General features: G+C 34.2%; 9 protein-coding genes. 3 read left to right on the top strand and 6 right to left on the bottom strand.

Annotation, left to right across the window (positions count from 1 at the left end):
- The coding region (locus tag ACSVDA_RS24145) for a transposase (RefSeq protein WP_485886894.1) at positions 1 to 104 on the top strand (104 nt) is incomplete at its 5' end.
- A gap of 180 nt (positions 105 to 284) precedes the next feature.
- On the opposite strand, the gene parC is transcribed toward ACSVDA_RS24145, so the two are convergent.
- The 4 genes from parC to ACSVDA_RS24165 form a co-directional block, all read right to left on the bottom strand.
- A complete protein-coding gene (parC, locus tag ACSVDA_RS24150; protein ID WP_485886879.1) occupies positions 285 to 2711 on the bottom strand; it encodes a DNA topoisomerase IV subunit A in 2427 nt (808 codons plus the stop codon).
- A 2-nt stretch (positions 2712 to 2713) separates the two neighbouring features.
- Positions 2714 to 4678, bottom strand: a complete 1965-nt coding sequence (gene parE, locus ACSVDA_RS24155) for a DNA topoisomerase IV subunit B (RefSeq protein ID WP_485886881.1) — start codon at positions 4676 to 4678, stop codon at positions 2714 to 2716.
- A 783-nt stretch (positions 4679 to 5461) separates the two neighbouring features.
- On the bottom strand, positions 5462 to 5875 hold the full coding sequence (locus tag ACSVDA_RS24160) for a CoA-binding protein (protein ID WP_485886883.1): 414 nt from the start codon (positions 5873 to 5875) through the stop codon (positions 5462 to 5464).
- Positions 5876 to 6017: 142 nt separating this feature from the next.
- Entirely contained in the window at positions 6018 to 7757 is a 1740-nt protein-coding gene (locus tag ACSVDA_RS24165; RefSeq protein WP_485886885.1) for a glycosyl hydrolase family 18 protein, read from the bottom strand.
- A gap of 164 nt (positions 7758 to 7921) precedes the next feature.
- Between ACSVDA_RS24165 and plsY the strand changes: the two genes are divergently transcribed.
- Both plsY and ACSVDA_RS24175 read left to right on the top strand, forming a co-directional pair.
- Complete coding sequence (gene plsY, locus ACSVDA_RS24170; protein WP_485886887.1) at positions 7922 to 8503, top strand: glycerol-3-phosphate 1-O-acyltransferase PlsY; 582 nt, start codon at positions 7922 to 7924, stop codon at positions 8501 to 8503.
- Between the two features lie 654 nt (positions 8504 to 9157).
- Positions 9158 to 10315 carry a CapA family protein gene (locus ACSVDA_RS24175; protein WP_485886888.1) on the top strand — a complete coding sequence of 386 codons (1158 nt, stop codon included), beginning with the start codon at positions 9158 to 9160 and terminating at the stop codon, positions 10313 to 10315.
- A gap of 299 nt (positions 10316 to 10614) precedes the next feature.
- Here ACSVDA_RS24175 and ACSVDA_RS24180 read toward each other — a convergent pair whose 3' ends face one another.
- Both ACSVDA_RS24180 and tlp read right to left on the bottom strand, forming a co-directional pair.
- On the bottom strand, positions 10615 to 11037 hold the full coding sequence (locus tag ACSVDA_RS24180) for an acyl-CoA thioesterase (protein ID WP_485886890.1): 423 nt from the start codon (positions 11035 to 11037) through the stop codon (positions 10615 to 10617).
- A 470-nt stretch (positions 11038 to 11507) separates the two neighbouring features.
- Positions 11508 to 11738, bottom strand: coding sequence for a small acid-soluble spore protein Tlp (tlp, locus tag ACSVDA_RS24185; RefSeq protein ID WP_485886892.1), 231 nt, complete (start codon positions 11736 to 11738; stop codon positions 11508 to 11510).
- Positions 11739 to 12143 lie beyond the last annotated feature (405 nt).

A 12143-nucleotide genomic window follows, 5' to 3' on the forward strand; every position in this document is an offset into this window, starting at 1 on the left:
ACTATTGGAAACCTTATTTTTGGAACCGTAGTTATATGGTTTTAACTACAGGAGGAGCTACCATTGACATAATAAAAAAATACATTGAAGAACAAGGTGAATGAAGACCTTAGCGACTACCCTCCACTAAATCAAATAGATTTTGAAGGGGAATGCGTCGCTATTTTTTTGTTCAAATGCCTATTTGTCCTGTATGTGTATTCGCCAAATTAAATAAAAAAAATTAATATTTACCGAAGCAAAATAAAAAAACCAGTGTAAAAAACTGGTTTTTCCAAAACTAATTATTCCTTGTTATTTTCCTTCCATATCTCACTCACTTGTCCTGCATCTTGTACATCAATAATAAATGAACCATTGCTATATCGATCGGCTGGTCTAAGGCTGATTGGATCAACAGAATGAATCACATCATTTTCAGTTTGGAAAAATACTCCCTCATTTTGAGTAACAAAAACAACACCAACTAAACGATGAGGGTTATTTTTTAGTTCACGTAACATAACTACACCACGTTTGGCACGAGATGTTTTTTCAAACCCTGTCAATTTCATTCTTTTAATTGCACCGCGATGTGTTATAGCTACTAGATCAGGCTGCTGTTCCTGTTGAGCTATGATTCCACTTACGACATAATCGCCATCTTTTAAATTGATTCCCTTGACTCCTGCCGCACGCGCTCCAACAACATTTACTTCATTTTCATGAAACCATAAGCCATATCCAAAGTAGGTTGCTAGAAAAATATCATTAGTCCCATCTGTCATTTCAACATCAATGACTTCATCATTATCTTTTAAATTAATTGCTACTAATGCTCGAGAATATCGTGTTGCTTTATATTGGTCCAAAATGGTTCTCTTCACCATACCGTTTTTTGTGACAAATAATAAAAATTGACTGGCCTTGAACTCTTTAATAGGAATTGCTTTAATAATCTGTTCATCTCGATCAATGTTTACGATATTTGCAATATGTTGTCCAAGGTCTTTCCAACGTATATCAGGCAACTCATGGACCGGGCAATACAAATAATTACCTTTGTTAGTAAAAATCAACAAGACATCAGTTGTATTTATTTCATACATTCCTAACAGCCTGTCTGATTCTTTCATAGCAAAATCTTGTCCATTTGAAGCAGAATATGAACGAAGACTCGTTCTTTTCACATATCCGTCCTTCGTAACAGTGACAATTACATCCTCAGGAGCAACCATCACTTCTAAATTGATTTTTAAATCCTCTATTTCAGCTTCAATAATCGAACGTCGGTTATCGGCATATTTTTTTCGAAGCTTCCTTAAATCTTTTTTTATGACAGAAAATAACCTTTTTTCACTAGTTAAAATTGCTGTTAGTTCAGCTATTTTTTCTAACAATTCAGCTGCTTCTTGTTCAAGTTGAGTAATGTCTGTATTTGTTAGACGATATAGCTGTAATGTAACAATTGCTTCCGCTTGCGGCTCAGTAAATTGAAACGCACTAATGAGATTTATTTTGGCATCTTTTTTATCTTTTGACGAACGAATGGTTGAGATCACTTCATCTAATATCGATAATGCCTTCATGAGCCCTTCTACGACATGATGTCTATCTTGTGCTTTATTTAATTCATATTGCGACCTGTTTTTTACCACTTCTACTTGGTGTCTAATGTACGCATCAAGCATTTCTGCTAAGCCCATTAGCTTCGGACGTTTTTGATGGATAGCTACCATATTAAAGCTATACGGAATTTGCAAGTCCGTATTCTTTAATAAATAATTTAACACGCCTTGTGCATCTGCATCCTTCTTTAATTCTATAACGATTCGTAATCCCGTTCGATCGGTTTCATCACGAACCTCTGAAATCCCTTCGACTTTACGGTCTAGGCGTAAATCATCTATTTTCTTTACTAAGTTGGCTTTATTTACTTCATATGGGATTTCAGTTACGACAATTTGTTGCCTACCACCCCTAATGGATTCAATCGACGTTTTACCCCGAATGATCATTTTACCTTTACCAGTTTGATATGCTTTTTTAATCCCTTCTACTCCTTGAATGATACCTCCCGTTGGTAGGTCAGGACCTTTAATAACTGTCATTAAGTCATCAATTGTACAGTTTGGACGGTCAATTCGCATAATTACACCATCTATTACTTCACCTAGATGATGTGGAGGAATTTCGGTCGCATACCCTGCAGAAATCCCTGTGGAACCGTTCACTAATAGGTTCGGAAACATTGCAGGTAACACAACTGGCTCTTTACTCGTTTCGTCAAAATTCGGTATGAACTCTACTGTATTTTTATCAATATCTCTTAACAGCTCTGAAGCAATTGATGAAAGCCTTGCCTCTGTGTAACGCATAGCAGCTGGCGGGTCACCATCAATACTTCCATTATTCCCGTGCATTTCAACCAACAAATTACGCAGTTTCCAATCTTGCGTCATACGCACCATGGCATCATAGACTGATGTATCACCATGTGGATGGTAATTACCAATCACGTTACCAACAGTTTTTGCTGATTTACGAAAGGCTTTGTCAGCTATATTTCCTTCAACATACATAGAATACAATATACGTCTTTGTACTGGCTTCAGCCCATCCCTAGCATCAGGTAACGCACGTTCCTGAATAATGTACTTACTATATCTACCAAAGCGGTCGCCGAGAACATCTGCTAGTGGTAATTCTCGAATTGTTTCTATTTGTGACATTCTTAATCCTCCTCCACGACCGACAAGTTATCATTGTCTAAAATATTCGTTTCTTCCTCTAAACCAAAAGCTACGTTACTTTCAATCCATTTACGTCTAGGTTCAACTTTATCACCCATTAAAGTTGTAACTCGTCGCTCTGCTCTTGCAGCATCATTAATCCTTACACGAATAAGTGTTCTCGTTTCAGGATTCATAGTTGTTTCCCAAAGCTGATCAGCGTTCATTTCACCAAGCCCTTTGTAACGCTGAATTGTATACCCTTTACCTATCTTATCAATAGCTAATTTCAGCTCGTCCTCAGACCAAGCATATTCTAACACTTCTTTTTTTCCAGTTCCTTTACTAACTTTATATAGTGGTGGCAGAGCGATAAATATTTTACCTGCATCAACGAGTGGTTTCATATATCTATAAAAAAATGTAAGTAAAAGCACTTGAATATGTGCTCCATCTGTATCGGCATCAGTCATGATGATTACTTTATCATAATTAATATCCTCCACAGAAAACTCTGAGCCAACTCCTCCACCTACTGCATGTATAATTGTATTAATTTCTTCATTTTTAAATATATCTGCAAGCTTAGCTTTTTCTGTATTAATAACCTTTCCACGTAAAGGCAACACAGCTTGAAATCGACGATCTCTCCCTTGCTTAGCAGATCCACCGGCAGAATCACCTTCAACTAAATAAAGCTCATTTTTATGTGGATTTCGCGATTGAGCTGGTGTAAGCTTACCACTTAAAGTACCTTCAGATTTCTTTCGTTTCTTGCCGTTCCTTGCTTCTTCTCGAGCTTTTCTAGCAGCTTCTCGAGCTTGATATGCTTTAATAGCTTTTTTTACTAATAATGAACTAACATCAGGATTTTCTTCAAAGAAATAAGCCAAATTCTCCGTTATAACAGCATCAACTGCTGAGCGTGCATCACTTGTCCCTAACTTCCCTTTCGTTTGCCCTTCAAATTGAAGTAACTGCTCTGGAATTCTGACAGACACGATGGCAGCAAGCCCTTCACGAATGTCTGATCCCTCAAGGTTTTTATCTTTTTCCTTTAATAATCCTACCTTGCGGGCATATTCATTAAAAGCACGCGTCATTGCTGTTTTGGCACCCGATTCATGGGTTCCCCCATCCTTCGTTCTTACATTATTCACGAATGAAAGGATGTTTTCTGAAAATCCATCATTAAATTGGAAGGAATATTCAACTGCAATGTCGTTTTGTTCCCCTTCAAATGATATCACTGGGTGTAGTGTATCCTTCTCCTCGTTTAAATATTGAACGAAAGCCTCTATGCCATTCTCATAGTGAAATATTTCTTGCTCATTATGCCGCTCGTCTATGAGCTCAATCTTTAGACCCTTTAACAGAAATGCTGACTCACGCAATCTCTCACACAATGTATTAAAGTTATATGTAATTGTACTAAATATGCTTGGGTCTGGTTTAAAGTGAGTTGTTGTACCCGTTTGATTCGTTCGCCCTTTATTTTCAAGTGCAGAAACTACACTTCCTCCGTGTTCGAACTTCTGTTCGTATACGTTTCCATCACGACGGATCGTTACAGTTAACCACTCGGAAAGTGCATTAACGACAGATGCACCTACACCATGTAACCCTCCACTTGTTTTATAACCACCTTGTCCAAACTTTCCACCCGCATGTAAAACAGTATGTATAACTTCAGGAGTGGGTTTTCCTGATTTATGCATGCCAACTGGCATGCCTCTGCCTTTATCAACTACACTAATACTTTGATTTTTATGTATCGTAACTTTTATGTGGTTTCCATAACCAGCTAAAGCTTCATCTACGGAATTATCAACAATTTCATATACTAAATGATGTAGCCCTCGCGTGTCCGTACTTCCTATGTACATACCTGGACGTTTTCGTACAGCTTCCAGCCCTTCTAGCACCTGGATGGCTTCATCATTATATTCAAAACTTTGCTTAGACAAAAAACTACCTCCTCAATACAAAAAACATACACAACAACTATTTAATCTTGTTATAGTACAAAATAAATGCGTAAACGCCTCGATTATCCCTGATCAGCATTCGAGTCATTTCACCCGATAGGATGTTTGGTAATGATCTCGAGGGGATAGGCACTAAAGGTGGATTATCGTATAGCTCCTATATAATTTGTTTAGTTTCTTTTTACCCATAAAAAGAACGGGTGTTCTAATTATACACCTTTTAGAAAAGGATTAAAACTACTACTCCTATTTTATATAATATATGGTAATGCCCTCTTATCACAAGGACAAAAATTTTTTCTTCTTTTAAAACCCTCTCATTTTTACAAATTTAATTTTTCTAGCCTATGAATGATAAATAATTTAAGAAAGGCTCTTTTCGTAAAATTTGTGCCTTTGTTACATAAATTTGAGTAACTGATGTGTATCATATGTCTCTTGTAGTCTTTAGAGAAGAAATGATGTCAACCGAATATTAGTTATTTTAATGTTGAGGTTTTTTAGGAAAAGCAACAATGAATGCGACCAAAGCCTACTTAAAGTGAAAGTTTAAATGAACCTATTGAATGAAATTTTGACATATAGAAAAAGAGTACTCAATTTTCATGAGTACTCTAAGAGGGAGGAAAATTTGTGAACATTTACTTATTTTGCGACATGGATGACAAAGTAACAATTATTCAACCATGTTGTTTTTATAGTGTGTCGCATTTGTAAAAAAATTATGCAAAATAATGCATGCATTGAAGAATGAGATCAAACTTACTTTGTAGCAGCATATTCAACTTTAATACACCTATCCATAACAACAGTATATCCTTTATCATTTAAAAGATGATATGCTTCTTCATTAATAAGTCCTAGTTGAGCCCAAAAAACATCAGCATCTATTTCTACAAATTCTTTAGCAACGTCATAAAGTTTCTCTGACCGACGAAATACATTGACAATGTCTACATGACCTTCAATCTCTTGAAGAGATTTCACTGCTTTGACACCTAATACTTCATTAACAGTTGGATTGACTGGGATGATCTCATATCCAGCATCCTGCATTACTTTACTAACTTTGTACGATGTTTTTTCTGGATTGGCAGATAGTCCAACAACCGCAACTCGTTTACTTTTCTTCAAGATCTCTCCCAATTTTTCTCGATTTGGAATTTCAATTGCCATCTAATCATCTCCATGTATTAGTTATATACTAATTGTATCACTATCATCTTAAGGTCAGAAATAGATTGCTTACGTATTTTAAACACATCACTATCCAATCTGCTCTAATTACATACAAGGAACAAAACCAATGTTCCATCTCTTACTTTTGTGTGACTTGGATATGTTTTAACGAGTCAGAAAGGGCTGTCCATGCATCTTCATTACCAAACGTTCTAGCCCAAGTAGCTATACCAGCCAACTGATACGAATGTACAATTTGAGCTCTCTTTTGTAATGAATAGTCATTCTCAATCCAAATTTTATACATCGCTTGTTCTTTTTCATCCATATATTCGACGTAGTATTGTCCAGATTTTTCGTCATATACTGGTTCGAGATTACGTTCATTCATCCACTCACGAACATATTTAATAGAATGCGCCTTTGAAGATACTTCTATAGCACCATTATCATTCTCTTTCTCTTCCCATATTCGTGTGTATAGCGGGACACCTAATATTAATCTGTCGTTAGGAACCACTTCTAGTATTCTTTCTAGGTTATTTTCCACCCAAGGGAAACTAGCTACACTACCTGCAATAGGTGACGATGCCCAGTGTTCATCATACGCCATAACCATCATATAATCGACAACATCGGCTAACTTTTCTCTTTCATAAAACTTAGACCAATTCTCACTTTCAGATATAAAAGTTACATCCATGCTTACAACTAGCCCTGCTTCATGCAAGTAAGGTGTTGCTTCTCTTACAAATTGTGTGACGAGAGGTCCATCTTCCAAATTGACATTTTCAATGTCAATGTTGATCCCATCTAGCTCATACATTTGACTATATTGAAGTAATTGGCGAATAATTTTTTGTCTTGTATCAAAATCTTTAAATGCTTCATGGGTTTTTTCAGGATCAAAATCGTTAGAAAATACAGCCCAAACTTGATAATTACGTTGTTTAGCCCATTCGGAATATGCTGTAGATCCCAAATTCATAACATCTCCCTCATTATTTTTCAATGAAAACCAAGTCGGAGAAACTACATTTACACCGTTCATCTGTGGCATTGTTGATGTATCAGGATTTTTTGAGTACACAGCTTCCCATGTTAAATTTATAGGCCCATCTATTAATATTCTTTGTTCTGCAGGTAAGTCTCTCGTTATATTAACCGTCGTCGGTTTGTTTAAACTTATCGTATTCTTTTTAACATACCCTGCAATCCCGTTTTTCTTTCTGATGAAGTAATATTCACTATGATCATCTTTTTCAATTACAATAGATTCATTTCCTTCTAACTCCGCAACGTATTTTGACTTAAGAGATGGCTCTACCCTCAATCTTGATTCATGCTCATTTAATTTATCTTTTACAACACCTGTTAACATTGTTTGACCGTGTTTTTGAACAATAATCGCGGATGTTTCATCATTCAAATTCACTTCTATTGGGTAGATTTGTAATATTTGATCAATATTAATATAACGTTCACCCGCCTCAGTAACTAAAGCTGGCACCTCTAACTTAAATGGTTCTTCATTTATAAAATAAGTTAACGACTCTGAAGGAAGCTGTAAAACTTTATTCCTCGTAGTAATAATAATAGAATTCGAGTTTTCATCAAAAACAATAGAAGAATCTATCTTTTCTTGAATAAATGAAAACGGGAAATAAACTGCGTCATCAACAACATAAGCAGTAGACATCATCTCGCCTTCAAAAACAATGTCATTCTCCTCCTGAAAGTAATCAGTACTTTCTGTTGAAGGTAATAAATAAATATATAATAAAATACTAGAAACTATCATTATAAAAGATATACTTAATCCCATTACAATATAGGGTGTTTTAGTTTTTTTCTCTTTATACGTTTCAAGCCTCGACATAAAATCCCCTCCTATCGACATATTACGCAATAAATCACAAATTGAAAAGAATAAATTCTTCCTTTCGTATAATTTTTTTTATGTTCATGAAATTGTATGGTGTTTTTAGTTAGAAGTGGTAAAATGAAAGAAATAGAAACGTTGTTACCAAAGGAGATTCATAAATGTCAGAAGTAATGATTATTGTAATTGCATATCTATTAGGTTCCATCCCATTTGGGCTTATAGTTGGAAAAGTAGGGTATAATATAGACATACGTGATCATGGGAGTGGAAATTTAGGTGGTACTAACACCTTTCGTGTATTGGGGAAAAAAGCAGGGATAATTGTAACTCTGGGTGATATTTTAAAAGGAACGTTAGCTGCACTACTGCCTTTTCTCATTGAAGTTGATATTCACCCATTATTAATCGGATTATTTGCATCAGTAGGTCATATGTTTCCAGTGTTTGCAAAGTTTAAAGGTGGTAAAGCAGTAGCGACATCGGGTGGCGTTCTGCTAGGTTATCAGCCGTTGACTTTCTTGTTCGCTATAATCGTATTCTTTCTTCTTTTGATTATAACAAGATATGTTTCACTCTCTTCTATGATTGCAGGTATTCTTACAGTCTTTTATAGCTTTTATACAAAAGATGTGCCGTTAATTATCGTAGTTAGTGTTTTAACAATATTTATTATTTATCGCCATAGAGCTAATATACAACGACTAATTAATAGAACAGAACCGAAAGCAAAATTATGGTAACGTTTTAAGTCCAACCATACATAATATTTTTTTCTTATGACTCTTTTCGTTAGCTTTGTTGTTATTTTATTACAAATTAACATCATGATGATTATAATCACAGCAAAGGTGCCTCGAACTATAAATGTATACGTGCATATATTTTTGAATGTAAAGCAACAATCAATGTTTCACAACAACATATTACTATTTTTAAGGAATTTCTATTTGAAGTTCCTTTTTTCATTGTGGAGAAATACGACGTTTTAATAAAACAATTTTTTATCAATTTAGGACATTAGAACATACTTTATTTTTGTAAATTACATAAACTAACCCATCACCTGCGATATGAAAATTTTATTTACCTAACATCCTGAATCTTAATTAGTATGTTATATATTTAGCAGATTTAGGAGAACAGATTTAAGCCTTTTCTTTGAACAAAATGGAGGGAGAAGATGTGCTAACATTTTTCTTTATTCTTTTAGGAGTATTTTATCTTTGGTTTTATTTGTAAGTATGTAATGCGGGGGAATTCCCCCTTAAAAATATACTTTATGATTTATATTTGTTTATTAAACATATTTCCTATATATATACCGCATTTCTATTACCTAATTTTATAATAATTGTTATAATTTATGTAAATAAAGAAATAGAGGTAAACATATGATGTCTCGGAAAATTTTGTTCGTTTCATTTGGAACGACTGTAGCAGTTTTTATATCCGTTTTTAGTTGGTTTTCTTTAACATCTATTAATACTCAAAGCGTTCAGGTAGTTGTTAAAGCTCATCATAATAAAACTCATCACTTGTCCCAAAAAAACTTCACGACCAGCTTAACGATAGGAGCAGTTGGAGATATATTATTGCATAGTACAGTTTATAATGATGCTAAAACAACGGATGGTTATGATTTTACACCTATGATGTCAAATGTATTTCCCTTACTAACAAAACCAGACATTACATTTGCCAACCAAGAATCCATGATTGGTGGTAAAGAGTTAGGAATTTCAACTTACCCACGATTTAATAGCCCTTATAACATAGCTGATACTATAAAAGCTGCTGGCGTTGATATTGTTTCTATTGCAAATAACCATACGCTTGATCGTGGAGAACGTGCCATATTAAATGCTACTGCTTACTACGATAAAATCAATATGGCTTATGTTGGAGGATATAATAGTAATCAAGATAAAAAACAACCACGTATACTTGAAAAAAATAAGATATCAGTAGGTTTTCTTGCTTATACATATGGAACAAATGGCTTACCTATACCTACAGGAAAGGAATACTTAGTTAATGTAACAAATGTGACGAAGATGAAAGAGGATATTAACAAATTGAGGACGGCTGTAGATGTTATCGTTGTAAGTATGCATTGGGGAAATGAATATGAACGGTTCCCAACCATTCAACAACAAGAACATGCTCATTTACTAGCAAATGAGGGGGTAGACATTATTTTAGGTCATCATCCACATGTACTACAGCCAATTGAGTGGATTGAAAGAGATGATAGCTTGAAGAGTATAGTCGTTTATTCACTAGGTAACTTTCTGTCAGGACAATATAATGACTATAAAGATATAGGAGGATTATTTGAAATAACTGTAACGAAAAGCTTTTCAGGTAATGTAAATGAAATACACTTAGACAATCCAACATTTACTCCTACATATGTTTCGAATCAATATCAAAGTAATTTCGAAACACATATTTTAAGTGAATTAATTAGTTCCAACAATGACCATCTATATGAAGAAATGTATAATGATACAATGGAACATATGTATCAATGGCTAAATGAACAACCTTAGCATGATATTTCATAATAAAAGACGCCTTTGGATGATTATCATCATATTACAGAAGAAAAGATGCCATAAAACTATTGTTGTATCCTTGTTTATTTCTTAGAACGAAAAGCAACAATTATTACGATAACAGCTCTATAGAAGAGACGATCTGAAAGTAAAAAATCTTGAAATATTCCTTTAGACGTAAAGGCTGTCCCATTTGTGAATGTGGAGGCTATGGGACGCCTTGTCTGTATGTTATTGTAAAAACTTTGTCAATTAACTATTATTTTTCTATTCCATTGCGTCATAAAATATTATTATTGTTGTTTTTTTACCTTTTCATATTCTTCATGCCATTCAGGAAAATATTTAGCTATACTGATTGGGCGGAAAGAATCTTTTTTTACACACACATGCTTCGTTGTGCCACAAACAGCTAATTGGCTTTCGGAATTGACAATTTCGTAACCATACACGACTCTCAACCCATCATATTCTTCAACCCAAGTTGTAATTTCTGCAATTTCTCCATACCGTATTGGCTTTTTATATGAAACATGTGCTTCAAGAACTGGACACAAAATTCCATCATCCTCCATTGCCGCATAAGAAAATCCCAAATCTTGAATATACTTTGTTCTGCCTACTTCCATCCATGTTAAATAATTTGCATGATTAACAACCCCCATTTGATCTGTTTCAGCATAACGAACTTCTATTTTTTTCTTTGATTTTAACAACCTTAACTCCCCCTACGATCATTTTAATGCTTTTTTTAGAATTTTAATTGTTAGGCTTTTTTCGTAAACTTTGTTACTATTTTACGATGAGTTTTATGAGTACATAAAAAATTAAAAAAAGTAGAAATGATGCCACGAATGCGTTCTTATATATTCGAACGATTAGCACCAATCAATAATAAAACAGCTCATTGTAATTTTACATGAAACGAAGAGCAAGTAAAATATCGTGCTTATTAAAACACTACACCATATATGTGAAATAAGCATGAATAAATTTGAGTCTCTTTATGAATGACTATATTTATTTTTAGAAAGGGTATGTTACAACAACAATTAATCAATCACTTTTTTCACAACAACACTCATTAAACAATAAAAGACATGAGCCGGTTATTCCCGAAATCATGTCTTAAAGGTCACTTAATTTGTAGCATTAAAGTCTTCTAGGTTGGTCTTTGGATAGAATATTACTTATAACCGTTTTCACGGTCTTGAGCCTCATCTTTAATTTCTTCTCTCATCGCTGCAATGCTTTCTTCTCTACGCTGATTTTTTGCCTCGATTTGCTCTCGTTCTTCATCACTAGCAAATTCCATTGTTTCATGTGCTTCCTCAATATTTTCAATCGTATTTTGCACCATATCTTGTAACTTTTCTACATTATCATTACGATCATCAGGCTTTGGTCTATTAGTCAATACTAACCCTCCAATACAAATTGTATATTGTACATCACTAGTGTGTTTCAAACCACTTGAAATTATGATTAGAAGTCCGTTAAAAAAATCAATTAATTTACCTCTTTACGTAAATTAAATGGTCTTTTTTTATTACAAATGAGTAACTGATGTGTAGGATATGTTCTTTTCTAGTGTCTAGAGAATAAAAGGTGCATATAACTCTTTTACGAACAGCAACGTTTACATGTAAGCTTCAATTTTTGTTTCAATGTAATACTCCTACACTTTAACAAAGGGGCACTTTGTGAACCTCTCCAACTAATTGTTGTACAATTTGATGGAGCATCCCTTGTCTTAAATAGAGTACAAAACAAGCTATTAAGCCACCTTCGGTGACTCTAATGCCAAGTTAAGACTAATTAA

The organism is Cytobacillus sp. Hm23 (assembly GCF_051842895.1).
Lineage (GTDB): Bacteria > Bacillota > Bacilli > Bacillales > SM2101 > Nanhaiella.